This is a genomic window from Sphingosinicella sp. SM1-17, assembly GCF_056821765.1.
In genome coordinates this window covers 1018946-1045376 of record NZ_JBPDIO010000001.1, presented here as the reverse complement: position 1 = coordinate 1045376, position 26431 = coordinate 1018946, and the positions used below count along the sequence as shown (strand labels likewise).

Here is a 26431-nt window from a genome sequence, read left to right as displayed (position 1 = left end):
GAGGTCCCTGGAAGTTGTTGGTTTTTCACGACCATTATAGGGTTGGCGGGACAGGGCCTTGCCGGCTGCGCGAAATAATTCGGAGCCGAGATGGTTAATGCTCGACTAACGCGATCTGTTCGCTTCGGCCGTTGGACAAGAGAATGCAGAGGGGCGGCTCACGGAGGAGGCGCCGCTACGACGAACGGAGGCGATGCCGGGCGATGGTCGGGTTCGCCTGCTCGGACATCTCCCCCCACCAGGTGGATGCGTCGATCACGCCGACGAGTCTGAGCCGGCATGGCACTTGGAAGCCTGGTTGCGATCTGCTTCGCCGTGCTGAGATGAGCCACCTGTACGACACGGGATTCGGGATGTCCGTTGGGGCGGCGAGGGCGGCTCGACCAAAGGGCAATGCTGATGACCGGCGAGAAGTCCGCGGATCGAGCAGCTTGCTCTCCGCGGCGGCGCTCACTAGATGAGCGCACTTCCAGGGTGACTTGGTTGCAAATCCGATCCACGCCGCCGCTTCATGGCGGACGATCGGGTTCGATGCGGAGCGGTGGCCGAGTGGTCGAAGGCGCTCGCCTGGAAAGTGAGTATACGGCAAAACCGTATCGAGGGTTCGAATCCCTCCCGCTCCGCCACCTGACTGCCGAGCGCCTCGCGCCCTCGCCAACTGCTCGAGAGGCCGCCCCCTCCAGCTACCGGTAGTCGGCGGCCTGGGATCGACGCGACCAGTGGAGCGATTTCGCTCGCTCTGCGGCGATCCAGCTTGTCCTTGATGACCTTGATCTTCGATCGAACCGTGGCGAGCGACCGCTGCCGCGCTTCGGCAATCGCGGCCGGCGACTTGCCCTCGGCGAGCGCTTGGGCGACAGCGGTCTCCGCCGAGGCCAAGCGGCGAGAAGGGGCAGGATCTACTGTCTGTTTCTGCTGGCTCTTCGCTCGGCGAGCACCACGTGCAGCAGTCATGGCTGAAAGCCGGTTGCAACTCAGGGTCGGACGGAGGAGTTCGAGTTCCACCCTCTCACGCTGTTGCGAATGAGTGATTGATGTCCGATCTGCCCGAGCCTGTTCCTGCCGCCACACTGGTGATGATGCGACCCGGAGCCGGCGGCGCGCCCGAGCTTCTGATCATGGAGCGGACGGGGCACATGGCCTTTGCCGCGGGCGCTCTGGTCTTTCCAGGAGGCAGGATCGACCGCGACGATGACGTGCTCGCGTCCCGCTTTCCAGCGGTCGCCGACGCCGCAGCGCGCATTGCTGCGATCCGCGAGACGATCGAAGAAACCGGCATCGCTCCCGCTACCAGCCCTCGGCCGAGGGCGCGGCTCATCGACAGGGTTCGGGAGGGGATAGCTTCGGGCCGCGCTTTTTCCGATCTGCTCCAGGAGGAGCATCTGTCCCTCGATCTGGACGCGCTCACTCCGTTCGCGCGCTGGTGCCCCAACTTTCGTGAGACCCGGCGGTTCGACACCTTGTTCTTCCTTGCCGAAGCGCCACCGGATTCGCCCGAGCCGACGGTGAGCGAGGCCGAGGCGGTGCGCGTTTTCTGGGCGAGCGCGGCCGAGATACTTTCGGATCTCGATTCGGGACGGGCTCACGCCATTTTTCCCACCCGGCGCAATCTCGAACGACTCGCCCGATTCGCGTCCATCGAGGAAGCCCGAGCCGACGCCGCCTTGCATCCGGTTCGGACGATCACCCCTTGGGTCGAGGATCGAGACGGCAAGCCGCATGTCTGCATTCCCGAAGGGATCGGCTATCCGATAACGTCCGAACCTTTGGAGACCGCGAGGCGGCAATAGCGTTGTGGGGTTATGAGACGCGTCCGCCGCTTGGTGACGAGCTTGCTGGTGCTGGGGCTGCTCGGCCTCGCGGGGCTGCTGCTATACGGCTACAGCCGCACGTATCCGCAGGACATGCCATGGACTCCGCTCGACCTGACTCAGCCGATCGGCGCTTTCACCGGTCGCAAACTCGCCGACCTCGCTGACGAAGGGGAGCAATGTCACGCTCTGCTGGAGCAGGCGGGGGTACGGTTCGAATCGCTTCCGCCACGCTCGGCCGGAGAGCAGTGTGGCTACGACCATGCAGTGCGCTTCGCACCCGGTGGAGCCCAACAGATCAGCTACCGGCCCGGCAGGCTGGGGACGAACTGCGCCGTCGCCGCGGCACTTGCCCTGTGGGAGTGGCACGTCGTGCAGCCTGCGGCCCGGCGTCACCTCGGCCAAGAAGTGGAGGCCATAGAGCATCTCGGTAGCTATAGCTGCCGACGGCTCTACGGCCGCGACGAAGGCGCCTGGAGCGAGCATGCCACCGCCAATGCAGTGGACATCGCAGGTTTTCGGCTGGAGGACGGGACTCGGATCAGCGTCCTTCGTGACTGGGACGGCCAAGATGCGAAGGCCCTGTTCCTGCGCGAAGTGCGCGACGGCGCCTGCAGGCTTTTCGCGACTGTGCTCTCACCTGCCTATAACGCAGCTCATCGCGACCATTTTCATTTCGACCAGGCGCAGCGGGGCACCTTCGGCTGGCGTGGATGCCGCTGAAGGCGATCAGCTAGCTCGACCCGAAAAGGAGCCAATTGCACGCAACGAAAGCGGAAGCTTTGGGTTGGCATCGGTGAAGGAGAGCGAGATTGGCCTTTGGACGGCTTCTGATGGCAGGCTGCGCGCTGCTCGGCGCCGCGGGATGTGACGTCACCATCAGCGACGAGCGAAACGAAAACCGTAGTAGCTCGAATCAGATGGCTCCGGTCGCTGGACAGGCGGCGTCTAACCGGCAGGCGCAGTCAGACCCACAATCGGAGTCTCGGGCACGCGAGTTGGCGGAGTCGCAGGGAAGTGAATCGGAGCGGGCGAATATGCGCCGGCAAGGCCAGTCCGAGATGCAGGGCCTGCGTTTCCTCGTCGACCAGAGCGAGCGAAAGCTTCGAGTGTATCGCGGCGGCGAACTTGCCGGAACCTATGATGTCGCCGTCGGCACGGAGCAAAACCCCACTCCCACCGGCAACTTCGCCTTCCATCGCGTCGACCTGAATCCTCGGTGGGTGCCGCCAGACAGTGAATGGGCCGAGGACCGCCAGACAAGGCCGCCTGGCCATCCCCAGAACCCAATGGGACGCGCCCGTCTCGTCTATTCCATGCCTTACACCATACACGGGACCGACAATCTCGATTCCTTGGGCAAAGCCGTTTCACACGGCTCGATCCGCGTTGCCAACGAGCATGTGGTGGCGCTCGCCGAGATGCTCCTGAAGGCTGGCGGCGCTTGGGAGGGACGATCCTGGTTCCAACAGATGACTCGAAATCGCAGCGAGGAATACCAGATCCCGCTTGAGCAGGAGATCCCGCTCGAGCTGCGCGAATAACCGACCAGGTTCAAGTTCGATGAGCTGACAGCCGTTCGAGCCGGAGGCTAGCGGCAGATTCGTCGTGATTCGCGACCGACAAACCGTCAAAGGCGTTCGGTGCTGCCCCCAACAATGGTGAGATGGTGACCCCAACGGGACTCGAACCCGTGTTTTCGCCGTGAAAGGGCGACGTCCTAGACCGCTAGACGATGGGGCCGTGAAGCGCGACGCCGCGACTTAGGGTGTGCGGACCGCAGGGTCAAGCACCGGCCCAGGCGGCGTCTTCCAGGTGCAGCTCGGCGCTCGCATTTCCGTTCCATTCGTCGCGCCTGATCCGACCGGCCAGCCACAGTTTGCGGTGGGCCGGAGCGGAAAGGAGGGCCTCGGCAAGCGGGCCGTCCGCCATTCGGAAGGCGATCGCCTTCAGGCGGCGGCCATCGTCGCCGGCAGCGATCACCCGCAAATGGCCGCTACCGACGATATCCGCCTTGACGATCGAAACCGGCCCGGCAGCGACATGCGGCGACGGCCAGCCTGCCCCGTAGGGACCGCCCGAATCGAGCGCGTCGCACAAGGCCGCGCACACTCCGCCGGGCGAGAGCACCGCGTCGAGGAGAAGCGCTCGGCCTTCGCGGCTGGTCGCAATATCCGGAGCCAGGCGCTCCTCGAGAAAATCGGCGAGTGCGTCGATCTTGTCCACCGCCACCGTCAGGCCGGCCGCCATCGAATGGCCCCCTCCGGCGATCAGCAACCCGCTTTCCTTCGCCGCGATCACTGCAGCGCCGAGGTCCACTCCGGAGATCGATCGACCCGAGCCCTTGCCGATGCCATCGGAGTCCAGAGCCACGACGATGGCCGGCTTGTGCAGTTTCTCCTTCAGTCGCCCGGCGACGATTCCGATCACCCCGGGATGCCACCCAGCCCCGGCGACCAGCGCGACCGAGCGATTGGCCTGCGACCGGCAGGATTCTTCGGCCGCCGCGCAGACTGCCATTTCAATGGCTCGCCGCTCCTCGTTGAGCCGGTCGAGTTCGGCGGCCAGCGCTTCGGCTTCCGAAGGATCTTCGGTGGTCAGCAGTCGAACCCCGAGATCGGACCTGCCCACTCGTCCGCCTGCATTGATTCGAGGACCGAGCGCGAAACCGAGATCGGCACAGGTCGGCGTGCGGTTGAGCCGAGCGGCATCGGCGAGCGCCGACAGACCGACGTTGCGGCGAGCCGCCATCACCTTGAGCCCCTGAGCGACGAAGGCGCGATTGAGCCCGCGCAGCTGGGCCACGTCGGCGACGGTACCAAGCGCCACCAGATCGAGCAGTTCGATCAGCCGGGGCTCCTCGCGCCCGCCGAAGAATCCCCGCTTGCGAAGCTCGCGAAGCAGGGCCGCACCGAGCAGGAAAGCGACTCCGACGGCGGCCAGGTGGCCGTGCGCGGCAGCCTCCTCTTCTTCGTCGAGCCGGTTCGGATTGACGATGGCATAGGCTTGCGGGAGCTGGCTCGAACATTTGTGGTGATCGACGACGATCACGTCGACCCCGGCCGTCCTCGCCATGGCGAGAGCTTCGAAGGCCTGGGCACCGCAATCGACGGTGACGATCAGTCTTGATCCCCCTTTGGCGATCCGAACCAGCGCTTCGCCCGACGGACCATAGCCTTCCATCAGCCGGTCGGGGATATAGGCCTGCGGATCGCAGCCGAGCTGGCGCAGCAGCCGCACCAGCAAAGCGGCCGAAGTCGCCCCATCGACGTCATAGTCGCCGAAAACGGTGACCGGCTCGCGCGCCTCAACACAGTCCGCGAGTCGAGCCGCGGCCCTGTCCATGTCGCGGAAAGCCGACGGGTCGGGCATGAAGTTGCGCAGCGTCGGCTGCCGGTGCCGCTCGAGCTCGTGTCGAGCGACTCCGCGGGCGAGCAGCAGCTGATCAACCAGATCGTCCGGCTGGAATCCGATGTCGAGCCCTTCGCCCGACTGTCCGCGCCAGCGCCAGGGCTGGCCCAGGATCGATCGCGACACGCCGCAGACATGGGAAGGGGTCATCAGCACGCGCCAAGCCTAAGGCATGGGTGCGGCCTCGTGAATCCCTCCTTTGCAAGCTATCCACGGCTTTATGGCTTAAGCGGTGCTAACCACGGTCATGAGCCTTCGCTTCACGGCCGCCGGCTATCCTCCATTCTGCCGTATCGCGACCGGAGGAATGTGCCCATGATACGTTTCGCTTCCGCCTTGTCCCTGACGCTGCTTGCCGCAGGCGCCGCCGCCGCCCAGTCATCCGCCGAGCGGGATGCTCGCGAACTCCAGATCGAGCTTCGCGAAGGGGGACGCCTCGTCGCCGCCCCGACCGTCTGGGTGGAGGTCGGACGGCCTGCGGCGGTGAGTGCCGGAAGCTACGCCTTTCGGCTTCGAATGGATCGGGCGGCCGAAGGCAAGCAAGGCGCCGAGCCTTTCGTCATCCGATCGAGCCTTTACCGTTCAGGCAGCGGCTGGGCGCTGGTCGCTTCGCCGGCAATGACCGTCATCGAAGGCGAAGAGGCGGAGTTGAGCTTCGCCGGAAGCGATGGACGCGAGCTATCGCTGGCCGTGCTGGTTCGCTGAACTCAGTGGCTTCCGGGCTCGCGGCGGTGTTCGCCTCGGACCCAACGGACGGTGCCGGTGCTGGCGCGCATCACGACGCTTTCGGTGGCGATCGAATTCCTGCGCCGCTTCACGCCCTTCAGCAGGGTGCCGTCGGTGACGCCCGTTGCGGCGAAGATCACGTCGCCCCGGGCGAGTTCCTCGAGATGGTAGATGCGGTCCAGATCGGTGACTCCCCATTTGGCGGCGCGAGCGCGCTCATCGTCGTTGCGAAAGACGAGCCGCCCCTGGAACTGGCCGCCCACGCAGCGTAGCGCCGCCGCGGCGAGCACGCCTTCCGGCGCCCCGCCCTGGCCCATATAGACGTCGATCGTGGTTTCCGGGTTGGTGACAGCGATCACCCCGGCGACATCCCCGTCCGGAATCAGATTGATGCCGCAACCGAGGGAACGAAGCTCGGCGATCAGCGACGCGTGACGTGGCCGGTCGAGGACGCAGGCAATGATTTCGCTGGGATCGACGCCCTTGGCCTGTGCAATCGAGCGGACATTCTCGGAAGGCGAGCGGGCGAGGTCGATCACGCCTTCGGGATAGCCCGGGCCGACAGCCAGCTTGTCCATGTAGACGTCCGGCGCATTGAGCAGACAGCCTTCCTCCGCGATCGCCAGAACGGCGAGCGCGTTGGAGCCGGCCTTGGCGGTGATGGTGGTGCCTTCGAGCGGGTCCAGGGCGATGTCGATTTTCGGTCCGGAGCCCTGTGCCGCCCCGACCTTTTCGCCGATATAGAGCATCGGCGCCTCGTCGCGTTCGCCCTCTCCGATGACGATCGTGCCGTCGAATTCCAGCTCGTTCAGTGCCGCCCGCATCGCCTCCACGGCGGCATGATCGGCCGCCTTCTCGTCGCCGCGTCCGACCAGCTTCGACGCTGCGACCGCCGCAGCTTCCGTGACCCGCACCATTTCCAGAACGAGCAGTCGGTCGAGAACGTGGCTTGCATTCACCATGGCCTGTGTCATCCTTTCGCGGGTGCGTTCGAGGAGCGGATAGGCGAGCGTCATGTCAAAGTCGAGAACGGCCCCGCTGCTGCTTCTGGTCCTCGTTCCCATGCCCGCCGCCGGTCAGGATCGTGACGCGGAGGCGCTGATCCGGGCGCAGCGTACCCAGCTTCGCCAGACGATGCGGATCGACTGCCCGCCGGCGGCCAGCGACGAGGAGATCGTCGTGTGCGGATCGCGCGGCGAGGACCGGCACCGTCTTCCGCTTGCGCCGGGCCGCGACCCGGGCCGGTCGGTGAACGCAGCCGGCGGCGAGCAGCGCGCCGCACTCGGGATCGACACCAGTCGCTGCACGACGGTGGGCCCGAATCCCCAGTGCAGCCAGGGACTGAACGTGATCGGCATCGCCGCCACGGTGGCGCGCGCCGTGGCGAGGGCCCTGACCGACGACTGACGCGACCGCCGTCGATCGAGGAAGCGCTTGCGCTCGCCGGAATAGTAAACCTCTGATGAACAACAGGTAGTTTCCGGTTCATGCAACACCGTGAAAGCCGGGATCGTTTCCACTCCGGTCCGACGTGCGGACCGTAGGAGAGTGAACATGCGCAAACTGCTTGCCGCCGCCGCGCTCGGCTTCCTCGCCGTGCCGGCGCTCCCCGCCAGCCAGGCCGACGCCCAGACCTGGCGCGACTATCGCGACTCTCGCGATTATCGTGACCGTCGCGCCGACTATCGCGACTATCGGCGTGACGTCCGTCGAGCCCAACGTGAGTGCCGGCGTGACCTTCGCCGCGCGGATTCGCGCTGGGAATATCGTCGCGAGTTGCGCGACTGCCGCCGTGACCTGCGCGAGGCGAGGCGGGATTTCCGCCGGGATTGGCGCGACGATCGCCGGCACTACAGCCGCTACGACCGCGATCGCTATTTCTGGGACGGCTATCGCTGGCGTCTGCGCTGGTAATCCCCGGGGTGGCCGGCTCAGCGATCTAGGGACGCTGAGAACCTCTCATTGCCCACGAAGCCGAGCCGGGTTACGCCGGCCCGGCCGATCGCGGCGAGCGTCTGGTCCACGCGCTCGTAGCGGGTCTCCGGATGGGCGATGATGTGAAGTTCGGGTTCAGCAGGATCCGACGCGAGCGCCGCAAGCCGCGGCGCGAGATCGGAGTCTGAGATCCGTCGACCGTTCCAGTGGATGTGCCCCTCAGCGTCGAGCGCGAGCCGGTGGAACTCCCGCCTTTCGATCGGCTCGGGAGCGGTGCGCGGAAGATCAAGCGGCACCTGATGGGTCGTCACCGGAACCGACAGGATGAACATGATGAGAAGGACGAGCATCAGGTCGATCAGCGGTGTCGTGTTGATGACCGAGATCGGTTCGGCCTCGTCGGCGGGTGGTGGAAGGTAGAGCCGTGCAGACATGTCCATTCTCCGTTGGCGGTCTGACGGATTGATATTATATCATCGCCTCGCTCGCCGACAGCTTTTTGTGATCAGCCCTGCCTGCAGCCCTAGACCATCTCCTTGTGGTACTCCCGATACCAACGCACGAACCGGGCGATCCCCTCTTCCAGCATCACTTTCGGCTCATATCCCGTCAGAGCCCGGATCCGACCGATGTCAGCGAAGGTGGCCGTGACGTCCCCGGGCTGCATCGGTCGCATCACCTTGATCGCCGTCCGCCCAAGCGCATGCTCTAGCGTCGAAATCATGTCCAGCAGACCGACCGGGCGACTGTCGCCGATGTTGAGCAGTCGATGCTCGCCGGCGGGCGGCGGACGATCGAGGGTCCCGATCACGCCATCGACGATATCGTCGACATACGTGAAGTCGCGCGCCAGTCTGCCCTCGCCAAACACTTCGATCGCTTCCCCTGCCAGTATCTTCCGGGTGAAGCTGAAATAGGCCATGTCGGGCCGTCCCCAGGGCCCATAGACAGTGAAGAATCGAAGACCGGTCTGCGGGACTGCGAAAAGTTTCGAATAGGTCTCGCTCATCAGTTCGCAGCTGCGCTTGGTGGCGGCATAAAGCGAAACGGGGGCGATGGCGGGCTCATCCTCGCTGAACCCCGCGTCACCGAGCGGCTTGTCACCATAGACGGAACTCGAGGAAGCGTAGACGAGGTGCTGGAGCCGATCGGCATGGCGACAGGCTTCCAGAACAGCCAGATGGCCGGCCAGATTGGACCGCTCATAAGCGAAGGGATTTTCCAGGCTGTATCGAACCCCGGCCTGAGCGGCCAAGTGGATGACTCGATCCACCCCGTTCTCCCGGACCAGCTCCAAGACCTGTTGCGAGTCGGCAATGTCGATCTTTCGGAACTCGAATCCGCCCCTTTGGCGAAGCGCGGCCAAGCGGGCCGATTTCAGAGCCGGATCGTAATAGTCGTTCAGATTGTCGATTCCGACCACCGCCTCTCCGCGATCGAGAAGACGGTGCGAGACAGCATGGCCGATGAAGCCTGCTGCGCCCGTGACCAGTATCGGCGCCCCCATTCAGCGACCAACGCCGGTATAGGTCAGACCCGCCGCCTCCGCCTCGGCGCGCGGGTAGACGTTGCGCAGGTCCACGAGAATCGGCTGTCGCAGAAGCGCCTTGATCCGCTTCAGATCCAGCGCTCGGAACTCGTCCCATTCCGTAACCAGCGCGACCGCGTCCGCCTGCTCCACCGCCTCATAGGGCGACTCGCAATAGGTCACCTCTTCGAGCACTTCCTTGGCCTGCTCGACACCTTCCGGGTCGTAGGCGCGGATTGCGGCGCCGGCATCCTGAAGGGTGCGGATGATGGAGATTGCGGGACTGTCGCGCATGTCGTCCGTGTTCGGCTTGAAGGTGAGGCCGAGGATCGCCACCGTCTTGCCGCGAACATCTCCTCCCATCGCCTGGACGACTTTGCGCCCCATGGCCCGCTTGCGGTTGTCGTTCACCGCGACCACCGCTTCGACGATTCGCTGCGGAGCGTCATAGTCCTGGCTGGTCTTCAGCAGAGCCAGAGTATCCTTCGGGAAACAGGAGCCGCCATAGCCCGGTCCGGCGTGAAGGAATTTCGGCCCGATCCGGTTGTCGAGACCAATCCCGCGAGCGACGTCCTGGACGTCCGCTCCGACCCGTTCGCAAAGATCGGCAATCTCGTTGATGAAGGTAATCTTCGTCGCGAGAAAGGCGTTGCCGGCATATTTGGTGAGCTCTGCTCCTCGACGCGACATGACCACGATCGGCGAAGCGTTAAGGTAGAGCGGACGATAGATGGCGCGCATCACTTCCGTCGCTCGCGGCTCCTCCGACCCAATGACGATCCGGTCCGGTCGCTTGAAGTCGGCGATGGCCGCGCCCTCCCGGAGAAACTCCGGATTGGAGACGACGGAAAATTCCGCGTCGGGATTCGCCTCGCGGATGATCCGCTCGACTTCGTCGCCGGTGCCGACCGGAACCGTCGACTTGGTGACAACCACGGTGTAGCCGTCGAGATTCTCACCGATTTCTCGTGCTGCCGCATAGACATAGGAAAGATCGGCATGGCCGTCGCCGCGACGTGACGGCGTTCCGACGGCGATGAAAACCGCGTCCGCGCCCTTGACGGCATCAGCCAGTCCGGTCGTGAAGCGGAGCCTCCCCGCCGCCACATTGCCCTTGACGAGCTGGTCCAGGCCCGGCTCGTAGATCGGCATCCGCCCCTGGAGAAGGGCGTCGATTTTCCTTTCGTCCTTGTCGACGCAGATCACCTGATGGCCGAAATCGGCAAAACAGGCCCCGGAGACCAGGCCGACATAGCCTGACCCAATCATCGTCACGCGCATCGATCACCTCAAAGTGCCACCCCGAGCGGGAAACCGCGTCAGCTCCGGCACGGTTCCGGAGCGGGCCTTATCATCTCGCTGCCCCCTGTCCAGCTTGAGCTGTAAGCGACGAGTTGAGCGCGTGGCGGAGGAGAATCGCGAGGAAGGTTGAGGCTTGCAGCCTTCGCGGGACCGTCAAGAAGCGTCCGGCCTCGATGAAGGAGGGTCGTACCGGCACAGGGTCGGTGCCGACCAGGCACCGACCCTCCCTCGATACGCAACCTAAGGGTAACCGGCTATCGAACTCGGGGCTCGATCAGGACCGCCGCTCAGTCCAGGCCCGTTTACACGAGCCCCGGCAAATCTAAGCCCGCCGGGGTCGCTCCCCCTCTGCGGCAGAGCGTCTGTGCATGTCCTGAACAAGCCTTTTATCTTCCGTTCATCGGGCTTGGCTTCGAACGGCAAAGCGGCGCAGATAGATCCATGTCCCAGCACCCCAGTTTCGGCGAAGCCGTGCGTACATGGTGGCGCATAGCGCTGTTGAGTTTTGGCGGCCCGGCGGGACAGATCGCCGTGATGCACCGGATCCTTGTCGAGGAGAAGAAATGGATCGATGATCGTCGATTCCTTCACGCGCTGAACTTCTGCATGCTGCTTCCGGGACCGGAGGCGCAGCAGCTCGCAACCTATATCGGGTGGCTCCTGCACGGGGTTCGCGGCGGGATGGTCGCTGGATTGCTCTTCGTGCTTCCCGGCTTCGTCGCGATCATGGGACTCAGCTGGCTGTACTTCCTTTACGGAAGTGTCGGCCCCGTCGAAGCCTTGTTCCTGGGCCTCAAGGCGGCCGTGCTCACGATCATGCTCGAGGCTCTGCGACGGATCGGCCGGCGGGCGCTGGGGAATCGAACCCTCTTCGCGCTCGCGGCGGCCGCCTTCGTGGCGATATTCGCCTTCGACTTGCCCTTCCCGCTGATCGTTTTCGCGGCCGCACTGATCGGCTATCTTGGCGGCCGCTCGGGGCGGCCGGCTTTCGCGTCCGCAGGGGGGCGCGGCGAAGCGGCGTCGGAAGTGCTGGAAAGCGAAACGGCGCTCGGCGGAGATCTGCCGATCCATGCCCGTATCCGCTGGCGAAGCAGTCTGGGCCGGGGAATGGTCCTGCTGTTCCTGTGGCTTGCGCCCCTCCTCCTGCTTCTTGCCACTCTCGGCCGGGGCAACGTCTTCACCCAGATCGCCTTGTTCTTCTCAGGCCTCGCGGTGGTCACATTCGGAGGCGCCTATGCGGTGCTGGCTTATGTCGCCCAACAGGCGGTCGAAACCTATGGCTGGTTGAGGCCCGGGGAAATGCTCGACGGACTGGGCCTGGCCGAGACGACTCCGGGACCGCTGATCATGGTCACCCAGTTTGTCGGATTCCTTGGCGCCGCCCGGGCTGCACAGGGACTGGACCCGCTTCTCGCGGGCACTCTGGGCGGCATTCTGACGACATGGGTCGTGTTCGTCCCGTCTTTCCTGTGGATCTTCGTCGGTGCCCCGTTCAGCGAGCGGCTTCGCGGTCACCGCGCCCTTTCCGGAGCATTGACGGCCATCACCGCCGCAGTCGTCGGCGTCATCCTCAACCTCGCGCTCTGGTTCGCCATGCACGTCTTGTTCGACCAGGTTGAGGAGAAGCGGTTCGCCTGGGCGAGTGTCGATCTGCCCGACCTTGCCAGCTTGAACATCTATGCAGCTGTTCTGACTTCAGCCGCATTGGTCGCCGTGTTCCGTTTCAGGATCGGGACTATACCTGTTCTCGCAGGTTGCGGTCTCGCCGGAACGCTTCTTTGGCTCGTTTCGGCTCCGATTCATTGACTCTGACTTCGAGTCGTCGGAAGTTGATTCGGCAGCGCGGGAGTCGCGCTGCTTGAGGAGGGCTGAGGATGGTCAGCTATGCGGTTAGGCTCGTCACCCGCTATGACGGCCTGGTCATTGCCACCTTCCCCGATCTGCCGGGCGTGACGGCCCTGGGCCGCGATGACGAAGAAGCGCGTGAGGAAGCCCGCCGGGCGCTCGGACGCGAGCTCGCCGCCTATGAAGAACGGGGCGTGGCTCCGCCGTCGCCGGCGACTCGCAATGGCTCGATGGTGAGCGCGGAACTGGTTGCGCGGCCGCTGCCCGCTTGAACGGCGAAGGGGAACCGAAGCAGGACGAAGCGATCGTCGAAGCGAGGCGAGCGTCGCAGATCGCTCGGGTTGCGCTGATCGTGTCCGCGATCGCGTTCGCGCTTGCCATCCTTGGGCTCTTCCTGCCGCTGACCCTTTAACGACCCTCCGCGACCATTGCGATGACGAGGTAGAGCAGAAGCGCCAGCGGGCCCAGGACGAAGAGGGTCAGCAATACCGCGCCGAGGCGGATCAGAAGTGGGTCCCAACCGGTGCTTCGCGCCAGCCCGGCGCAGACGCCGAACACTTTGCGATTGTTCCTGTCGAGGGCGTAAGGGCTGTTCATCGTATCTTGTCCCCAATTGATTTAAATCTGAAGCCGGCCCCGCTCAGATGACGGGGACCGGCCCAACGGCCGCGGAAATGAACAGGCTGCTGGTGACCAGCGCGCCGACGATGGAAACTGCGATCCGCTGCATGTTGGCGTAAGAAAGTGTCATTTCGTATCTCCCTGAACTTGGCCGCCGGACCTTCCGAACGGTCATGCTCAAGGAATTGCAGACTTCGTGCCAGCCGGAGAAAATGGCCGAAATCAGCCAAATCTCGCCGTTGGACCTTTCTCCCGGATGAACACGTTCGCCGATTATCGGTGAAAATTCCCAACTCCTGGTGCACGAATCCGGGCAGTTGCGCGGATCCGGACAGTCAACGTGGGCGACGCTCCAGGTGAAGGTAGGCCGGGTCGAACTCGGCCACGCGCTTGAGCGGTTCCCACTGATGAATGAGGACCCGCCCCCCGCGGAAGGTAAGCAATCCTTCTTCGCGCAGTTCGCGAAGCATCCGATTGACGTGGACCGAGGTGAGGCCGGTCGCGTCACCCAGGTCCGTCTGGGTGAGTGGGAGATCGTAGGCGCCGTCGGCGGCGAGGCCGACCGTCTCTAGTCGGATGTAGAGTTCACAAAGCAGGTGCGCGATCCGGCTTCGGGCTGCCCGGCGTCCGACCGACAAGATGCGCTCACGTTGGATTGCCGAGTCCATCAGCGTCGAAAGCCAAAGGATTCGGGTCAGGTGCGGCTCTTCCTCGCTGATCCGCTTGAGCAGGCCGTGCGGCACGAAGCCCATCCTCACGTCGGTGAGTGCGCCGACGTCGTGATCGAGCCGCTTCAGGGGGAATCCATGCAGGTCGCTGAAATCGCCGGGAACATGAATCTCCATGATCTGTCGCTGACCATCGCTGAGATCCTTGAAGCGGGCGATGAAGCCGTCGATCAGCAGCATGCTTCGGTCGAGCTCCTGCCCGGAGCGAACGATCGTCCTCCCGGCCGGATAGAAGTGGACCTCGCTGACGGCGCTTCGAAGCACCTCTTCCTCATGAGCGCTGACGTCGTCTCTGCGCCTCAGTCTCAGGAGAAGCCTTCCAACGAGATCCTCGTCACCCCCCACGCGGATCATCCTGGCCGGGCCCGTCGCTTACGCCCGCCCGCCGAAGTTCAGGGCGAAGCCGCCCAGTGATCCAGAACCCCCACATCTTGAAGTCGGCGGCCAAGGACCAGAGCGGATAGGTGAAGGTGGCGGGACGATTGCGCTCGACGATTGCGTGCGCCGCCCAGGCGAAGCCGTAGCCGGCGAGGGGTAAGGCCCAGAGCAGCCACCAGCGCCCGGTGACGATCGCAACCAGCGCAATCCCCACCACCAGAGTGGTGCCGGCATAGTGAAGCGCTCTCGTCCGCGGCCGCGAATGCTCGCGCAGATAATAGGGCCAGAACTCGGCAAAGGTGCGAATGGGGCGGGGCTCACGCATCGACGCCGGTCTCGACCTCCTCGACCGCGGGGCGGCCCTTGATCAGCATGTCAGCAAGCAGCCCGCCCGCCAGCGGCCCGACGATGGCGAGCGCCTGCATCCAGCCAGGGAGCGGGATCAGAAGGGTTCCGGCCAGCATCAGAGCAAGCAGGACGGCAATGACCCATCCCGGCCAGGAGACGCGCGAGATCGCCTTGGCCGTCGCAGCGCCGGCCAGTGCCGCGGCGAACCACGACAGGAGGATGGTCACCTGAGTAGCCACGGGGGCGGTGCCCAGCGCGGCAACGAACGCCTCGCTTCCCGCCGCCCCTGCCGGGCTCCGGACCGAGAAAAGCATTCCGCCGATCCAGCCGACCACCATCATCGCGACGATTCCGGCGACGATGCCGGCGACCAGACCCAGAAGCGCTCTCACGTTCAATCCCCCTCAAGAAGCGGGGAACTATAGCAGTGATGAGCGGCGATCAGAAGGGCTAGCTGCCGACAATGGTTCCGCCGTTCGGGTGAAGTACCTGCCCGGACATGTAGCGCGAATCCTCGCAGGCCAGGAAAAGGAAGCTGGGCGCGACTTCGTTCGGCTGGCCCGGACGGCCCATCGGCGTGTCCTTTCCGAAGTCCTCCATTTTCTCCTTTGGCTGGCCGCCAAACGGATTGAGTGGAGTCCAGATCGGCCCCGGCGCCACGGCGTTCACCCTTATGCCCTCCTTCACCAGATTCTCGGACAGGCTGTAGGTGAAGGCGACGATCGCCCCTTTGGTGGAGCTGTAGTCGAGGAGGATTTCGGCGCCCTTATAGGTGGTCACCGACGTGCAGTTGATGATCGAGGCGCCCGCCTTGAGATGCGGTCTCGCCGCCTGAGTGAGGAAGAACATTCCAAAGACATTGGTCTGAAAGGTGCGCTTCAGCTGCTCTTCGCTGATGTCGGTGATGTCCTCGTCCCAATGCTGCTCGCCGGCATTGTTGACGAGGATGTCGATGCGCCCGAACGCCTCCAGGGTCTGCCGCACTGCGCGCTCGCAGAAAGCCTTGTCGCCAAGGTCGCCGGCAATCGTGATCGCGCGGCCGCCTTCCTGCTCGACGATCTGCCTGGTCTTGGCGGCATCGTCATGCTCGCAAAGGTAGAGGATCGCTATGTCCGCGCCTTCCCGAGCAAACAAGGCGGCGACGGCCCGACCGATCCCGCTGTCCGCGCCGGTGATTATCGCGACCTTGTCCTTGAGACGCCCCGAGCCGGGATAGAAAGGCTGCCAGTCGGGCTTCGGCTCAAGCTGACTTTCATGTCCGGGGAGCTCGTCCTCGTGGATCATTCCGAGCGTTTCGGTCTCCGACATCCGTCTCTCTCCTTCTGACTGCGGTCGAAGCAGAGAACCTCTTCATCGAAACCCCGTTCCGGTGCACCAGCCGAAGGATCACCGCAAAGGCTCCGCAAGCTGACGAACGTGCATAAACGCCACGGATAGTGCAGGGGGGACAGGGAATGAACGGGAGGATCGGGTGAGTCGACGCTGGTACCGGTTACGCGGCCGTGACCTCGTCTGGGTCGCATGGCTTTCTTCGACGACGCCTGTCCTTGCCCAGGAAGCTCCCGACATTGGGGAAGCGCCGCCCCCGGTGGCGACCGAGGCCGCCAGCGTGCAGGGCGGCCGGACCTATCTTCCGGCCGACTTTGCCCGGTTCGCGCCTCGCAACGCCCTCGACATGCTCAACAATGTTCCCGGCTTCTCGATCGAGGAGGGAGATACCGATCGCCGCGGTCTCGGTCAGGCGACCGGCAACGTCCTGATCAACGGCGAGCGCTGGGTGGGAAAATCGACCGACATTTTCACCGAGCTTCGCAGGATCAGCGCGGCCAACGTGGTCCGGATCGACGTCGTCGACGGCGCCACGCTCAACATTTCGGGGCTTTCGGGGCAGGTGGCCAATATCGTCACGGCTGCCCGAGGCCTGTCCGGCAACTTCGTCTATCGCCCGGAGATCCGCGCTCGTCGGACCTCGCCCCGGCTGCTCAACGGCGAAATCTCGGTGAGCGGATCGATCGGCCGGACGGAATATAGCGTCAGCCTGCGCAACGACTCTTTCCGCAACGGCAATGCGGGCCCGGAATATGTCTACACGCCCGACGGAACGATCCTCGACGTCCGCGACGAAATACTGTCGGTCAAAGGCGATCAGCCGCGAATCGCCGGAACGCTCCGTCGCCCGTTCGGAGATGGCTCGCTGCTCAATCTCAATGCCGCCGTCGGCATCTATCATCTGGACGCTCAGGAAACCTCGCCCCGTTCCGGACCGGAGCGCCTCCGCATCTTCCGCGAGCGCGAGCGCGAGCACAATTACGAGTTTGGCGGCGATTACGAACTTGGCCTGGGCGGCGGGCGATTGAAGCTGATCGGTCTGCACCGGTTCGAGCACAGCCCCTACAGCCAGAATCTGACCGAGACGTTTGCGGACGATCGGCCCACGTTCGGCCAGCGCTTCACTCAGGTTGCGGACGAGACCGAGTCGATCCTTCGCAGTGAATATCGCTGGCGAGGCGGACGCAATGACTGGCAGGTCAGCGTGGAGGGTGCGCTGAACCGGCTCGACATTGTCAACGCCCTGTTCGAACTCGACCCGGCCGGAGAGTTCGAGCCCGTCCCCTTCCCCAACTCCCAAGCCACGGTCGAGGAGAAGAGAGCTGAAGCCGCGATCACCTGGGGCCGACCGCTCTCGCCCGAGCTCACCGTGCAAGCCTCGATCGGTGGCGAATTTTCCGAACTCAGCCAGTCGGGGGCGAGCGGACTCAACCGAACCTTCTACCGGCCCAAGGGCTTCGTGAGCTTTGCCTGGCGCCCTCAGCCGGGGCTCGATGTCAGCGCTCGGCTCGAGCGGGTGGTCGAACAGCTGAACTTCTTCGACTTCGTCGCCTCGGCGAATGTCAGCGGTGGCACCCAGAATGCCGGCAACGCCAATCTCGTGCCGCCTCAGAGCTGGAACGCCCAGCTGCAGGCGACACGCAATCTCGGTGCCTGGGGAACCGCGACCGCTCGGATCTACGGCCGCCTGATCGAGGACATCGTCGACATCATCCCGATCGGAGCGAGCGGCCAGTCGCCCGGTAATCTTCCAGGCACGGCGACGATCTATGGCGCTCAATGGACGAGCACATTGAATTTCGACCCTCTCGGCTGGCGCGGCGCCAAGCTCGATCTCAACCTGCAGGTCCAGAAGACCGCGCTTGAAGATCCGCTCACCGGTCGAAGGCGGCCCATCAACGAGAACATGACTCGCGAGATACGGATCGACTTCAGGCATGACGTTCCAGGGAGCGACTGGGCCTATGGCGGCAGCTTCAGCCAGGATCGCGAGTCCGCAGGTTACCGCCTCGACCAGCGGTTCCGCTTCGTCAACACGCCGGGGAGCCTCGGCCTGTTCATCGAGAACAAGGACGTGCTGGGCCTCACCGTCCGCGCGAGCGTGGACAACCTGCTGGACACGAACGAAAGCTTCATCCGAACCTTCTTCGATGGCCGGCGCGACGCCACCAACAGCAACGTGCTCTTCATCGAAGAGCGCGACCGATATTACGGGCCGATCTTCAGCCTCACCCTATCAGGGACGATCTAGCGGAACCTTTGCCGCAGCGGGCGCCAATCAGCGTCGGCGATCGCTCCGTTCGGCGAAGCGCGGCTGCCGCGCGGGTCCGGGCTCCGGCAACATGACATCGCTGCCGCGGAGCAGCTGAGGCCGGGCACCGGCAGGACGGCACTGCGCGACCACGGCGGGGAAGGACAGGTTCTCGTAGCGCCACAGCGTGTCTTCGCTGGCCGCGAGACATTGGGCCTCACTTTGATAGCGCGCTTCGACGACGGCGACCTCCCGGCAAGGAGCCTCGCTCTCGCCGCAGCCCATGATCGCCATCACAAACATCAGGGGTTCCATGCCCGCTCCTTCCGAAGATCAAGCGCCCGAGCCGGGGATGCGTTCCAGCCGTTCCGCCTCCGTTTCCTTGGGTTTGGCGCCCCTCCTCCCTATCTTGCGTCGATGGCAGCAGAGACGACCGACAAGAAGGCGGCCGATCCCGGTTGGGGGGCGCTGCGGCGCTTCCTGCCCTATCTGTGGCCGAAGGATCAGCCGGCGCTACGGACCCGGGTGGTTATCGCCGTCCTGCTCGTCCTGGTCGCCAAAGCCATCTCGCTCAGTACCGGCTTCGTCTACGCCGCTGCCATCGACAGGATGGCCGCCGGAATGGAGGCCGGAGTCGCGCTGGCGATCGGACTCGTGCTCGCTTATGCTGGCGCGCGCTTCGGCGGAGTGCTCTTCGACAATCTTCGCAACGCGATCTTCGAGCGGGTCGGGCAGGACGCCGCCCGGCGCCTCGCGGAGCGGGTCTTCCGCCACATTCATGCGCTTTCGCTTCGCTTCCATCTCGAGCGCCGGACCGGCGCCCTGACCAAGATCGTCGAGCGCGGCACCAAGAGCATCGACATGATGCTCTACTTCCTGCTCTTCAACGTCGCTCCGACCCTGATCGAACTCGCCGCCATCTGCGTCATCTTCGGCGTCAAGTTCGGAGTCGGGCTCGTCGTCGCGACGCTCGTGATGGTCGTCGCCTATATCTGGTTCACCCGTGCGGTGACCGAGTGGCGGGCGAAGCTCCAGCGGCAGATGAACGATGTCGACAATCAGGCGATCGCACGGGCCGTCGACTCCCTGCTCAATTACGAGACCGTGAAATATTTCGGCGCGGAGGAACGCGAAGCCCGGCGCTATGGCGACGCCGCCCAGGCCTTCGCCAACGCGTCGGTTCGCAACGAAACGTCGCTCGCCTGGCTCAATATCGGCCAGTCGCTGATCACCAATCTGATGATGGGCGGAGCCATGGCCTACACGGTGTGGGGCTGGAGCCGCGGCGCTTTCTCCACCGGCGACGTCGTGCTGGTGAACACTCTTCTTGCCCAGCTCTTCCGGCCGCTCGACATGCTCGGTTGGGTTTATCGAACGATCCGCCAGGGTTTGATCGACATGGAAGCGATGTTCGGAGTGATCGACACTCCCGCGGAAATCAGGGACGTGCCTAACGCGCCGGATCTCGAGGTCCGCGAGGGCCGGGTACGCTTCGAGAATGTCCGCTTCGCCTACGAAGAGGAACGCGAGATCCTCAAGGGCATCGACCTCGAGGTCGAACCGGGGACGATGACGGCCATCGTCGGCCCCTCCGGCGCTGGCAAATCGACCCTGTCGCGCCTGCTGTTCCGCTTCTACGAGCCGACGGCAGGGCGGATCACCATCGACGGACAGGATATATCGCGGGTCAGTCAGGCGAGCCTGAGGCGGGCGCTGGGCATCGTTCCGCAGGACACGGTGCTGTTCAACGACACGATCGGCTACAATATCGGCTACGGCAAGGAGGACGCCAGCCAGGGAGAAATCGAAGGTGCCGCTCGAGGCGCCGCGATCCACGACTTCATCATGGAGCTGCCGAACGGCTATGAGAGCCTCGTTGGCGAGCGCGGATTGAAGCTTTCGGGTGGCGAGAAGCAGCGGGTCGCGATCGCCCGCACCTTGCTCAAGGATCCACCCATCCTGATCCTCGACGAAGCGACCAGCGCGCTCGACAGCCGGACCGAGGCGGCAATCCAGGATACTCTGCGAAGGATCGAACGCGGCCGCACCACCATCGTCATCGCTCACCGCCTTTCCACGATCGTCGACGCCGATCAGATCGTCGTTCTCGACGGCGGACGGATCGCCGAGCGCGGCACCCACGCATGGCTGATGCGCAAAGACGGATTGTATGCGCAAATGTGGGCTCGCCAGCAGAGCGAACGCGAGGCCGAGGAAGCGCAGGCCGCCGAATAGATCGGGACGGCTAGCCGATCCTGGTAGCATCCTGCTCCATTCGTGAGTTGGCGTCGGTTGCGACTCGACATTCGGCTCGGCTCCCGCTTGGGAGACAGATGTGACGACTCCCCTAGAAATCCTGCGTCAGACGTTCGGCTTCCAGCAGTTCCGGGGCGTGCAGGAGCAAGTCATTGGACGGGTGATGGATGGCAGGCACACCCTGGCCATCATGCCGACCGGCGCAGGCAAATCGCTTTGCTATCAGGTGCCGGCGCTCGCCCGGGAAGGGACGGCGCTTGTCGTTTCGCCGCTGATCGCTCTGATGCACGATCAGATCCGCGCTGCCCACGGCTTCGGCATCCGGGCAGCGGCGCTGACATCGGCGGATTCCAATCGGGCCGAGACGCTTGACCAACTGAAGCGGGGCGAGCTCGACCTCCTTTACGTCGCTCCGGAACGGGCCACGGGCGAAAGCTTTCGAAGCCTGATCTCGAGATCCAGGCTTTCGCTGATCGCGATCGACGAAGCCCATTGTGTTTCGGAATGGGGGCACGACTTCCGACCGGACTACCGCCAGCTTCTTCCCCTTCTGCAAGCCTTTCCCGGCGTTCCGCGGCTGGCTTTGACGGCTACCGCCGACAAGAGGACTCGTGAGGACATCCTCCTCCAGCTCGGGCTTCCCGACGACGGGCTGATCGTTGCCGGGTTCGATCGACCGAACATCCGCTATCATGTCCGCCCCCGCCAAAGCGTTGCCGCGCAGCTCAAGGCCCTGCTTGCCGATCAGCCGGGACCCGGCATCGTCTATGTTCCGAGCCGCGACAAGGCCGAACAGCTGGCGGAGCAGCTCGGCCAGGGCGGACGACCGGCCTTGCCCTATCATGCGGGACTGGAGCCGTCGGTGCGGGCTCGCAACCAGGCCGCGTTCGTGGCTTCCGAGGAAATGGTGATGGTGGCGACCATCGCCTTCGGGATGGGGATCGACAAGCCAGACGTGCGCTTCGTCGCCCATGCCGGAATTCCCAAGTCGATCGAAGCCTATTACCAGGAAACCGGTCGGGCCGGCCGCGACGGCGATCCGGCCGAGGCCTGGCTGTTCTGGGGCGCGGATGATTTCGCGCGCGCCCGGCGCCGGCTCGAAACCGAGGTCGAGCCGGAGCGGCGGGGCAGCGAGCGCGAACGGCTCAATGCCCTCGCCGCCCTGGTCGAGGCGGCCCAGTGCCGTCGGGCGATCCTGCTTCGCCATTTCGGCGAATCGCCGCCGGAGCGTTGCGGAAATTGCGACAACTGCCTGAGCCCGCCCGACTCGATCGATGCCACGACCGTCGCTCAGAAGCTGCTTTCTGCCGCCTTCAGGACCGAGATGCGCTTCGGCATCGGTCATCTGACCGACGTGCTGGCCGGACGTAGTACCGACAAGGTGCTGAGCTTCGGCCACGATCGGCTGAGCGTCTTCGGAATTGCCGGCGAGGGGGAACTCGCGCTGATCAAGCCGGTGGCTCGCGCCCTGCTCGCACGCGATGCGCTTCGGGCGGACGATTTTGGCGGGCTCTCCTTCGGCCCCGCGGCCAAGGCGATTCTGAAAGGAGAGAGCCGTCTCGAGATCGTGCTTCCGCCAAAGCAGACCCGCCGTCGCGGCCGCGAGGCGAATGACTATCCGAACGATCCGCTGTTCGAAGCCCTCCGAATGCGTCGACGCGAAATCGCGGCAGAGGGCGGCGTTCCGCCCTACGTGATCTTCCATGACAGCACGCTTCGTGAGATGGCGGAGCTGAAGCCGACCTCGCTTCAAGCGCTGGCTCGGATTGGTGGAGTCGGCGAAGCGAAACTCGAGAGATATGGCTCGGCCTTCGTCGAGCTGATCCGAACCTGGCAGGAGGCCGCCTGATGATTCGGCAATTGGACGAAAAGGTGCTGGTCGCCGGACAGATTGGGCCGGAGCACGTGGCCGAGGCTACAACGCTGGGCGTCACCATGATCGTGAACAACCGTCCCGATGATGAGGAACCGGGGCAACCGACCTCCGACCAGATTCGGAAAGCCGCGCAGGCCGGCGGGCTGGCTTATGTCCACATCCCTGTTGCAGGCGGGTTGCGGCCAGACCAGGTGGAAGAGATGGTCGGGGCGATCGAAGATAGTCCGGGAAGGATCCTGGCCTACTGCCGCTCGGGTACCCGCTCGACCTTTCTCTGGGCGCTGGCGCGTCGGCGGCTCGGTCGCGATGGCGCGACCCTGAAATCCCAGGCCGCCGCCGCCGGCTACGATCTCACCCCGATCGGCCCTTATCTGGATTGACGGAGTTCCGAAGGCCGGCGAATCGGGAAGGTGCTCAGCCGCCCCGTGCGAGCAGAGTTCGGGCCTTCTCGCGATCATCTTCCTCGACCATCAACCTCGCCGGCGCCAGCGCTCCGAAGCCGAGGCTGGAAAGGCCGGCGTCGAACAGTACGGCCTCGATCCCCTCCGAGGCGAGCAGTCCCCGCGCCATCTCGGCAGTGAGTCGATCGGGAAAGGAGGCGATCTCGACAAGCGCCATCACCAGGGCACCACTTCGCCCGCGGCCTGCTCCATGGCCGTGGGCTTGCGCCCAAGAACCGCGTTGCGATGCGGGAAGCGGCCGAAACGTTCGATCACTTCGTGATGCTTCCTCGCATAGAAGAGCATCTCCTCGTCGCCCAGCGCAGTGAACAGCAGCAGCGAGCGCACCTGATCCTGAAGATTCTCGCTGTGCTGGAACGGCATGTACAGAAAGCCGCGCTCCTGGACGGTCAAGCCGTCGTCATAGCCGCGGTCCACGGCCTTCGTGGCGATGGCAAGCGCCAGATGGTCGGTCGCGAACTGGTCCGCATGACCCCGGAACATGTTGCGGGGGAACTGGTCGAACAGGATGACCGCCGCGAGGGCAGTTTTCGGATCCTCGAGAAAGTCCGAGGCCTCGCGTCGCGATTGCCGCGCCCATTCGATTCCGAAGCGCTCCCGGATTTTCTCGTCGAAGGATTCATCCTGCTGCCACCATTCCTCCTTCTTTCTGGAGAACCAGAAATCGAGGACGGCGCGGGCCCAGGGCTGCATCAGGCCGCAGTGCCGCCGACGGTGAGCCCTTCGATCATCAGCGTCGGCTGCCCGACTCCGGCCGGGACCGACTGCCCGCCCTTGCCGCAAATCCCGATGCCCTCGTCCAGAGCCATGTCGTTGCCGATCGCCGCGACTCGAGTCAGCACGGTCGGGCCGTCCCCGATCAGTGTCGCCCCCTTGATGGGCGCCCCGAGACGGCCATTCTCGATCCGATAGGCCTCGGTGCAGGAAAAGACGAACTTGCCGGAGGTGATGTCCACCTGGCCGCCGCCGAAGCTCTTGGCGTAGATGCCGTTCTTCGCCCGCCCGAGGATTTCCTCAGGATCGTCGCGGCCGCCGAGCATGAACGTGTTGGTCATGCGCGGCATTGGCGCGTGCGCGAAGCTTTCACGGCGGCCGTTACCGGTCGGCTCGACGCCCATCAGTCGAGCGTTGAGCCGGTCCTGGATATAGCCCTTGAGGATCCCGTCCTCGATGAGGATGTTGCGGCGGGTCGGAGTTCCCTCGTCGTCGATGGTCAGTGATCCGCGTCGCGCATCCATCGAACCGTCGTCGATGACCGTCACCCCCGGGGCCGCGACGCGCTGGCCGAGCCGTCCTGAGAAGGCGGATGTTCCCTTGCGATTGAAATCGCCCTCCAGCCCGTGGCCGACCGCTTCATGCAGAAGAACGCCGGGCCAGCCGGGCCCGAGCACGACCGTCATCTCGCCAGCCGGCGCAGCGACCGATTCGAGATTCACCAGCGCCTGAGCGAGCGCGGAATCGATGGCTCGGTTCCAGGTTTCGGGACGGAACAGATCGTCATAAAGATAACGGCCGCCGAGCCCGTGATAGCCGGCTTCGCGACGGCCGTTCTGCTCGACGACGATCTGGACATTCAGTCGGACCAGCGGGCGCACGTCGTGGGCGACGAAGCCGTCCGGCCGGACGATCTCGACCACGCTCCAGCTCCCGGACAGCGCTACCGATACCTGGGCAACACGCGGGTCGCGGGCCCTCGCAGCCGCATCGATCTGCTGACAAAGCTCGACCTTGCGTGCGAACGGCACCAGACCCAGCGGATCTTCGTCCGTATAGAGACGCGCATTGGTTCGGCGCGGTGGTTCCGATCGCGCACCTTTGGCGGGATCCAGAACGGCCATCGTTTCGGCAGCACGCCGGATTGCCGACTCGCTGATCTCGTTCGCCTGGGCGAAGGCTGTGGTTTCGCCGGAAATGCCGCGAAGACCAAAGCCTGCCTGGGTGTTGAAGTCGGCATTTTTCAGCCGGCCGTCATCGAAGCTGAAGCTCTCCGAGGCGGTATATTGAAGATAGAGTTCGCCGTCGTCGCACGCCTTCAACGCGTTGGCGGTGAGCCGGAGCGCCGATTCCGGCGAAAGCGAGTCGTCGCGATAAAGATAGCGACGGGGATCGGAGGCAAAGGTCATTGTCCCGATATAGTGGTCCGAGGCCCAGACGCCAGCCTCGTTTGGCCGACTTCAAGGCCCAGCTCGCCGAGGAGAGTTCGGCAGGATCCCAGCTCTCGACGACCCTCAGGCCGCGGCGCTGCTTTCGTCGGCCGGTCCGGCCTTCAGGATGAAGCGCTTGTCGCAATAGCCGCAATCGACATAGCCCTTCTCGTCGATTTGCAGATAGACCCGGGGATGACCAAGCGCCGGCGAATTATCGGCGGCACCGTCGCAGGCGACCCGTGCTGTGTCGGTATAGGCGATTTCGGGCGTAAAGGGATCGGTCACGGCCATGCCGTCGCTCCTAGCAATCCTGTCCGGAGCAGACAATCGACTTAGACGGCGCCTGGGCCGCCGGCACCCAGCCAAGCAAGCAACGTCGCTCCGACCGCCGATAGCAGCAGTGCGGTGCGCGAAAAGCCCTGTTGCCGGAGGGGGGCGAACATGGTCTTCGTCCTAGGTGGAAGTTCTTAACCCCTCCTTCCCGACGGCGGTTAACGCCGCTATGCCCACGGCCATGTCCGAGGCGGCCATCTCGATCCGCGAGCTCCAAAAGACCTACAAGGGCGGGAAGCGTGCCCTCGATGGGGTTACGTTGGACGTTCCGCGGGGAGGTATTTTCGGGTTGCTCGGCCCGAACGGCGCTGGCAAGTCGACCTTGATCAACATCCTCGCCGGTCTGGTGACGAAGAGCGGTGGCTCAGCCTCGATCTGGGGCTTCGACATCGATGAGCATCCGCGCAACGCCAAGCGCTCCATCGGCATCGTGCCGCAGGAAATCCTGTTCGATCCCTTCTTCACTCCGCTGGAGACGCTGGAGCTGGTGGCCGGCCTCTACGGAATCCCGAAGGAGCAGCGGCGATCGATGGAGCTGCTCCGGGCGATGCATCTCGAAGACAAGGCCAACGCTTATGCCCGAACGCTCTCGGGCGGGATGAAGCGACGGCTTCTGGTGGCCAAGGCCATGGTCCATTCGCCGCCTATTCTCGTCCTCGACGAGCCGACGGCGGGGGTGGACGTCGAGCTCAGGCAGCAATTGTGGAACTATGTCCGAAGCCTTCACGCGCAGGGTGTCACGATCGTTCTGACCACGCATTATCTCGAGGAGGCGGAAGAGCTTTGCGATCGAATCGCCATCATCAACCATGGCCGGCTGATCGCCAACGAGCCGACTCGGGCGCTCGTCGGAATGGCTCAGGAAAAGGTGGTCGAAGTGATTGTCGACAGGGACGTTGCCGCCGCGCCGCAGGCCGCCTGCTTCGACAAGATCGAGCTTTCGGGCGAGCGAACGCTGGCGATCACCTATCGCAAGGACCGGGTGAATGCCGGCGAAGTGCTGGCGGCTCTCCAGCGCGAAGGGTTCGGGATCGTCGACGTCTCGACCCGGGAGGCCGATCTCGAGGATGTGTTCCTGAACCTTACCCGAGCAACGGGAACGAATGGCTGAGCACGAGCCGATAGCCATCCTCCGCTTGGCCCGG

Annotated in this window: 29 protein-coding genes and 2 tRNA genes; 15 read left to right on the top strand and 16 right to left on the bottom strand. The window is 64.5% G+C overall.

Annotated elements, in window-relative coordinates; all coding sequences use genetic code 11:
• The first annotated feature begins 535 nt into the window (after nucleotides 1–535).
• The 4 genes from ACRYLT_RS05305 to ACRYLT_RS05290 all read left to right on the top strand — a co-directional run bounded on the left by ACRYLT_RS05305 (nucleotide 536) and on the right by ACRYLT_RS05290 (nucleotide 3355).
• Nucleotides 536–626 (top strand) — tRNA-Ser (locus tag ACRYLT_RS05305).
• Between the two features lie 408 nt (nucleotides 627–1034).
• A complete protein-coding gene (locus ACRYLT_RS05300) occupies nucleotides 1035–1790 on the top strand; it encodes an NUDIX hydrolase (protein WP_482663061.1) in 756 nt (251 codons plus the stop codon).
• Nucleotides 1791–1802: 12 nt separating this feature from the next.
• A complete protein-coding gene (locus ACRYLT_RS05295; protein ID WP_482663060.1) occupies nucleotides 1803–2534 on the top strand; it encodes an extensin-like domain-containing protein in 732 nt (243 codons plus the stop codon).
• A 314-nt stretch (nucleotides 2535–2848) separates the two neighbouring features.
• The gene (locus ACRYLT_RS05290; protein WP_482663059.1) at nucleotides 2849–3355 is read left to right on the top strand and encodes a L,D-transpeptidase; all 507 of its coding nucleotides are present in this window, start codon (nucleotides 2849–2851) and stop codon (nucleotides 3353–3355) included.
• A gap of 123 nt (nucleotides 3356–3478) precedes the next feature.
• Here the strand turns inward: ACRYLT_RS05290 and ACRYLT_RS05285 are convergent.
• Both ACRYLT_RS05285 and recJ read right to left on the bottom strand, forming a co-directional pair.
• Nucleotides 3479–3554 (bottom strand) — tRNA-Glu (locus ACRYLT_RS05285).
• A gap of 42 nt (nucleotides 3555–3596) precedes the next feature.
• Nucleotides 3597–5372, bottom strand: a complete 1776-nt coding sequence (recJ, locus tag ACRYLT_RS05280; protein WP_482663058.1) for a single-stranded-DNA-specific exonuclease RecJ — start codon at nucleotides 5370–5372, stop codon at nucleotides 3597–3599.
• A 165-nt stretch (nucleotides 5373–5537) separates the two neighbouring features.
• On the opposite strand from recJ, the gene ACRYLT_RS05275 reads away from it, so the two are divergent.
• Nucleotides 5538–5927, top strand: a complete 390-nt coding sequence (locus ACRYLT_RS05275) for a hypothetical protein (protein WP_482663057.1) — start codon at nucleotides 5538–5540, stop codon at nucleotides 5925–5927.
• A gap of 2 nt (nucleotides 5928–5929) precedes the next feature.
• Here ACRYLT_RS05275 and glpX read toward each other — a convergent pair whose 3' ends face one another.
• Nucleotides 5930–6910: a class II fructose-bisphosphatase gene (glpX, locus tag ACRYLT_RS05270; RefSeq protein WP_482665399.1), complete on the bottom strand. Its 981-nt coding sequence runs from the start codon at nucleotides 6908–6910 to the stop codon at nucleotides 5930–5932.
• Between the two features lie 52 nt (nucleotides 6911–6962).
• Between glpX and ACRYLT_RS05265 the strand changes: the two genes are divergently transcribed.
• Nucleotides 6963–7355 (top strand): hypothetical protein, encoded by a 393-nt coding sequence (locus ACRYLT_RS05265; RefSeq protein WP_482663056.1) that lies wholly within the window; start codon nucleotides 6963–6965, stop codon nucleotides 7353–7355.
• Nucleotides 7356–7502: 147 nt separating this feature from the next.
• Nucleotides 7503–7862 (top strand): hypothetical protein, encoded by a 360-nt coding sequence (locus ACRYLT_RS05260; protein ID WP_482663055.1) that lies wholly within the window; start codon nucleotides 7503–7505, stop codon nucleotides 7860–7862.
• A gap of 17 nt (nucleotides 7863–7879) precedes the next feature.
• Here the strand turns inward: ACRYLT_RS05260 and ACRYLT_RS05255 are convergent, their stop codons facing one another.
• The 3 genes from ACRYLT_RS05255 to ACRYLT_RS05245 all read right to left on the bottom strand — a co-directional run bounded on the left by ACRYLT_RS05255 (nucleotide 7880) and on the right by ACRYLT_RS05245 (nucleotide 10692).
• Nucleotides 7880–8317: an ExbD/TolR family protein gene (locus tag ACRYLT_RS05255; RefSeq protein ID WP_482663054.1), complete on the bottom strand. Its 438-nt coding sequence runs from the start codon at nucleotides 8315–8317 to the stop codon at nucleotides 7880–7882.
• Nucleotides 8318–8406: 89 nt separating this feature from the next.
• On the bottom strand, nucleotides 8407–9390 hold the full coding sequence (locus ACRYLT_RS05250) for an NAD-dependent epimerase/dehydratase family protein (RefSeq protein ID WP_482663053.1): 984 nt from the start codon (nucleotides 9388–9390) through the stop codon (nucleotides 8407–8409).
• Nucleotides 9391–10692, bottom strand: a complete 1302-nt coding sequence (locus ACRYLT_RS05245) for a UDP-glucose dehydrogenase family protein (protein ID WP_482663052.1) — start codon at nucleotides 10690–10692, stop codon at nucleotides 9391–9393.
• 462 nt (nucleotides 10693–11154) lie between these two features.
• Between ACRYLT_RS05245 and chrA the strand changes: the two genes are divergently transcribed.
• The 3 genes from chrA (at nucleotide 11155) to ACRYLT_RS05230 (ending at nucleotide 12970) form a co-directional block, all read left to right on the top strand.
• On the top strand, nucleotides 11155–12519 hold the full coding sequence (gene chrA, locus ACRYLT_RS05240; protein WP_482663051.1) for a chromate efflux transporter: 1365 nt from the start codon (nucleotides 11155–11157) through the stop codon (nucleotides 12517–12519).
• A 68-nt stretch (nucleotides 12520–12587) separates the two neighbouring features.
• Nucleotides 12588–12830, top strand: a complete 243-nt coding sequence (locus ACRYLT_RS05235; protein ID WP_482663050.1) for a hypothetical protein — start codon at nucleotides 12588–12590, stop codon at nucleotides 12828–12830.
• Complete coding sequence (locus tag ACRYLT_RS05230) at nucleotides 12827–12970, top strand: hypothetical protein (protein WP_482663049.1); 144 nt, start codon at nucleotides 12827–12829, stop codon at nucleotides 12968–12970. The genes ACRYLT_RS05235 and ACRYLT_RS05230 overlap by 4 nt, the downstream gene beginning before the upstream one ends.
• Here the strand turns inward: ACRYLT_RS05230 and ACRYLT_RS05225 are convergent.
• The 5 genes from ACRYLT_RS05225 to ACRYLT_RS05205 all read right to left on the bottom strand — a co-directional run bounded on the left by ACRYLT_RS05225 (nucleotide 12967) and on the right by ACRYLT_RS05205 (nucleotide 15941).
• Nucleotides 12967–13155 (bottom strand): PspC domain-containing protein, encoded by a 189-nt coding sequence (locus ACRYLT_RS05225; protein WP_482663048.1) that lies wholly within the window; start codon nucleotides 13153–13155, stop codon nucleotides 12967–12969. The two genes, ACRYLT_RS05230 and ACRYLT_RS05225, sit on opposite strands and share 4 nt — an antisense overlap.
• A 359-nt stretch (nucleotides 13156–13514) precedes the next feature.
• A complete protein-coding gene (locus ACRYLT_RS05220; protein WP_482663047.1) occupies nucleotides 13515–14261 on the bottom strand; it encodes a Crp/Fnr family transcriptional regulator in 747 nt (248 codons plus the stop codon).
• Nucleotides 14242–14610, bottom strand: coding sequence for an Mpo1-like protein (locus tag ACRYLT_RS05215; RefSeq protein WP_482663046.1), 369 nt, complete (start codon nucleotides 14608–14610; stop codon nucleotides 14242–14244). Before ACRYLT_RS05215 ends, ACRYLT_RS05220 begins: the two co-directional genes overlap by 20 nt.
• The gene (locus tag ACRYLT_RS05210; RefSeq protein WP_482663045.1) at nucleotides 14603–15025 is read right to left on the bottom strand and encodes a hypothetical protein; all 423 of its coding nucleotides are present in this window, start codon (nucleotides 15023–15025) and stop codon (nucleotides 14603–14605) included. The genes ACRYLT_RS05215 and ACRYLT_RS05210 overlap by 8 nt, the downstream gene beginning before the upstream one ends.
• Before the next feature lie 58 nt (nucleotides 15026–15083).
• The gene (locus ACRYLT_RS05205; protein WP_482663044.1) at nucleotides 15084–15941 is read right to left on the bottom strand and encodes an SDR family oxidoreductase; all 858 of its coding nucleotides are present in this window, start codon (nucleotides 15939–15941) and stop codon (nucleotides 15084–15086) included.
• Between the two features lie 163 nt (nucleotides 15942–16104).
• On the opposite strand from ACRYLT_RS05205, the gene ACRYLT_RS05200 reads away from it, so the two are divergent.
• Nucleotides 16105–18213, top strand: coding sequence for a TonB-dependent receptor plug domain-containing protein (locus tag ACRYLT_RS05200; RefSeq protein ID WP_482663043.1), 2109 nt, complete (start codon nucleotides 16105–16107; stop codon nucleotides 18211–18213).
• Between the two features lie 27 nt (nucleotides 18214–18240).
• On the opposite strand, the gene ACRYLT_RS05195 is transcribed toward ACRYLT_RS05200, so the two are convergent.
• Nucleotides 18241–18528 carry a hypothetical protein gene (locus tag ACRYLT_RS05195; protein WP_482663042.1) on the bottom strand — a complete coding sequence of 96 codons (288 nt, stop codon included), beginning with the start codon at nucleotides 18526–18528 and terminating at the stop codon, nucleotides 18241–18243.
• A gap of 102 nt (nucleotides 18529–18630) precedes the next feature.
• Between ACRYLT_RS05195 and ACRYLT_RS05190 the strand changes: the two genes are divergently transcribed.
• The 3 genes from ACRYLT_RS05190 to ACRYLT_RS05180 all read left to right on the top strand — a co-directional run bounded on the left by ACRYLT_RS05190 (nucleotide 18631) and on the right by ACRYLT_RS05180 (nucleotide 22725).
• Nucleotides 18631–20448: an ABCB family ABC transporter ATP-binding protein/permease gene (locus tag ACRYLT_RS05190; protein ID WP_482663041.1), complete on the top strand. Its 1818-nt coding sequence runs from the start codon at nucleotides 18631–18633 to the stop codon at nucleotides 20446–20448.
• Between the two features lie 100 nt (nucleotides 20449–20548).
• The gene (recQ, locus tag ACRYLT_RS05185; protein ID WP_482663040.1) at nucleotides 20549–22318 is read left to right on the top strand and encodes a DNA helicase RecQ; all 1770 of its coding nucleotides are present in this window, start codon (nucleotides 20549–20551) and stop codon (nucleotides 22316–22318) included.
• Nucleotides 22318–22725: a protein tyrosine phosphatase family protein gene (locus ACRYLT_RS05180; protein WP_482663039.1), complete on the top strand. Its 408-nt coding sequence runs from the start codon at nucleotides 22318–22320 to the stop codon at nucleotides 22723–22725. The genes recQ and ACRYLT_RS05180 overlap by 1 nt, the downstream gene beginning before the upstream one ends.
• Before the next feature lie 34 nt (nucleotides 22726–22759).
• Here the strand turns inward: ACRYLT_RS05180 and ACRYLT_RS05175 are convergent, their stop codons facing one another.
• From ACRYLT_RS05175 to ACRYLT_RS05160, 4 genes are all read right to left on the bottom strand, one after another.
• Nucleotides 22760–22963 carry a putative signal transducing protein gene (locus ACRYLT_RS05175; RefSeq protein WP_482663038.1) on the bottom strand — a complete coding sequence of 68 codons (204 nt, stop codon included), beginning with the start codon at nucleotides 22961–22963 and terminating at the stop codon, nucleotides 22760–22762.
• Complete coding sequence (locus tag ACRYLT_RS05170) at nucleotides 22963–23499, bottom strand: DUF924 family protein (RefSeq protein ID WP_482663037.1); 537 nt, start codon at nucleotides 23497–23499, stop codon at nucleotides 22963–22965. Before ACRYLT_RS05170 ends, ACRYLT_RS05175 begins: the two co-directional genes overlap by 1 nt.
• The gene (tldD, locus tag ACRYLT_RS05165; protein WP_482663036.1) at nucleotides 23499–24929 is read right to left on the bottom strand and encodes a metalloprotease TldD; all 1431 of its coding nucleotides are present in this window, start codon (nucleotides 24927–24929) and stop codon (nucleotides 23499–23501) included. Before tldD ends, ACRYLT_RS05170 begins: the two co-directional genes overlap by 1 nt.
• A gap of 105 nt (nucleotides 24930–25034) precedes the next feature.
• On the bottom strand, nucleotides 25035–25244 hold the full coding sequence (locus ACRYLT_RS05160; protein ID WP_482663035.1) for a zinc-finger domain-containing protein: 210 nt from the start codon (nucleotides 25242–25244) through the stop codon (nucleotides 25035–25037).
• 223 nt (nucleotides 25245–25467) lie between these two features.
• Between ACRYLT_RS05160 and ACRYLT_RS05155 the strand changes: the two genes are divergently transcribed.
• The gene (locus ACRYLT_RS05155; protein ID WP_482663034.1) at nucleotides 25468–26397 is read left to right on the top strand and encodes an ABC transporter ATP-binding protein; all 930 of its coding nucleotides are present in this window, start codon (nucleotides 25468–25470) and stop codon (nucleotides 26395–26397) included.
• The last annotated feature ends 34 nt before the right edge of the window (nucleotides 26398–26431 follow it).

Excerpts from the sequence above, each read along its gene's own strand:
- ACRYLT_RS05250 (WP_482663053.1), bottom strand. The coding sequence starts at position 9,390 with ATGGGGGCGCCGATACTGGTCACGGGCGCAGCAGGCTTCATCGGCCAT.
- ACRYLT_RS05180 (WP_482663039.1), top strand. The coding sequence starts at position 22,318 with ATGATTCGGCAATTGGACGAAAAGGTGCTGGTCGCCGGACAGATTGGG.
- ACRYLT_RS05295 (WP_482663060.1), top strand. The coding sequence starts at position 1,803 with ATGAGACGCGTCCGCCGCTTGGTGACGAGCTTGCTGGTGCTGGGGCTG.
- ACRYLT_RS05225 (WP_482663048.1), bottom strand. The coding sequence starts at position 13,155 with ATGAACAGCCCTTACGCCCTCGACAGGAACAATCGCAAAGTGTTCGGC.
- ACRYLT_RS05220 (WP_482663047.1), bottom strand. The coding sequence starts at position 14,261 with ATGATCCGCGTGGGGGGTGACGAGGATCTCGTTGGAAGGCTTCTCCTG.
- recJ (WP_482663058.1), bottom strand. The coding sequence starts at position 5,372 with ATGACCCCTTCCCATGTCTGCGGCGTGTCGCGATCGATCCTGGGCCAG.
- ACRYLT_RS05170 (WP_482663037.1), bottom strand. The coding sequence starts at position 23,499 with ATGCAGCCCTGGGCCCGCGCCGTCCTCGATTTCTGGTTCTCCAGAAAG.
- ACRYLT_RS05260 (WP_482663055.1), top strand. The coding sequence starts at position 7,503 with ATGCGCAAACTGCTTGCCGCCGCCGCGCTCGGCTTCCTCGCCGTGCCG.
- ACRYLT_RS05160 (WP_482663035.1), bottom strand. The coding sequence starts at position 25,244 with ATGGCCGTGACCGATCCCTTTACGCCCGAAATCGCCTATACCGACACA.
- ACRYLT_RS05195 (WP_482663042.1), bottom strand. The coding sequence starts at position 18,528 with ATGGAACCCCTGATGTTTGTGATGGCGATCATGGGCTGCGGCGAGAGC.
- glpX (WP_482665399.1), bottom strand. The coding sequence starts at position 6,910 with ATGGTGAATGCAAGCCACGTTCTCGACCGACTGCTCGTTCTGGAAATG.
- ACRYLT_RS05300 (WP_482663061.1), top strand. The coding sequence starts at position 1,035 with ATGTCCGATCTGCCCGAGCCTGTTCCTGCCGCCACACTGGTGATGATG.
- ACRYLT_RS05155 (WP_482663034.1), top strand. The coding sequence starts at position 25,468 with ATGTCCGAGGCGGCCATCTCGATCCGCGAGCTCCAAAAGACCTACAAG.
- ACRYLT_RS05205 (WP_482663044.1), bottom strand. The coding sequence starts at position 15,941 with ATGTCGGAGACCGAAACGCTCGGAATGATCCACGAGGACGAGCTCCCC.
- ACRYLT_RS05255 (WP_482663054.1), bottom strand. The coding sequence starts at position 8,317 with ATGTCTGCACGGCTCTACCTTCCACCACCCGCCGACGAGGCCGAACCG.
- ACRYLT_RS05275 (WP_482663057.1), top strand. The coding sequence starts at position 5,538 with ATGATACGTTTCGCTTCCGCCTTGTCCCTGACGCTGCTTGCCGCAGGC.
- ACRYLT_RS05245 (WP_482663052.1), bottom strand. The coding sequence starts at position 10,692 with ATGCGCGTGACGATGATTGGGTCAGGCTATGTCGGCCTGGTCTCCGGG.
- ACRYLT_RS05290 (WP_482663059.1), top strand. The coding sequence starts at position 2,849 with ATGCGCCGGCAAGGCCAGTCCGAGATGCAGGGCCTGCGTTTCCTCGTC.
- tldD (WP_482663036.1), bottom strand. The coding sequence starts at position 24,929 with ATGACCTTTGCCTCCGATCCCCGTCGCTATCTTTATCGCGACGACTCG.
- ACRYLT_RS05190 (WP_482663041.1), top strand. The coding sequence starts at position 18,631 with ATGGCAGCAGAGACGACCGACAAGAAGGCGGCCGATCCCGGTTGGGGG.
- ACRYLT_RS05175 (WP_482663038.1), bottom strand. The coding sequence starts at position 22,963 with ATGGCGCTTGTCGAGATCGCCTCCTTTCCCGATCGACTCACTGCCGAG.
- ACRYLT_RS05265 (WP_482663056.1), top strand. The coding sequence starts at position 6,963 with ATGTCAAAGTCGAGAACGGCCCCGCTGCTGCTTCTGGTCCTCGTTCCC.
- ACRYLT_RS05235 (WP_482663050.1), top strand. The coding sequence starts at position 12,588 with ATGGTCAGCTATGCGGTTAGGCTCGTCACCCGCTATGACGGCCTGGTC.
- chrA (WP_482663051.1), top strand. The coding sequence starts at position 11,155 with ATGTCCCAGCACCCCAGTTTCGGCGAAGCCGTGCGTACATGGTGGCGC.
- ACRYLT_RS05215 (WP_482663046.1), bottom strand. The coding sequence starts at position 14,610 with ATGCGTGAGCCCCGCCCCATTCGCACCTTTGCCGAGTTCTGGCCCTAT.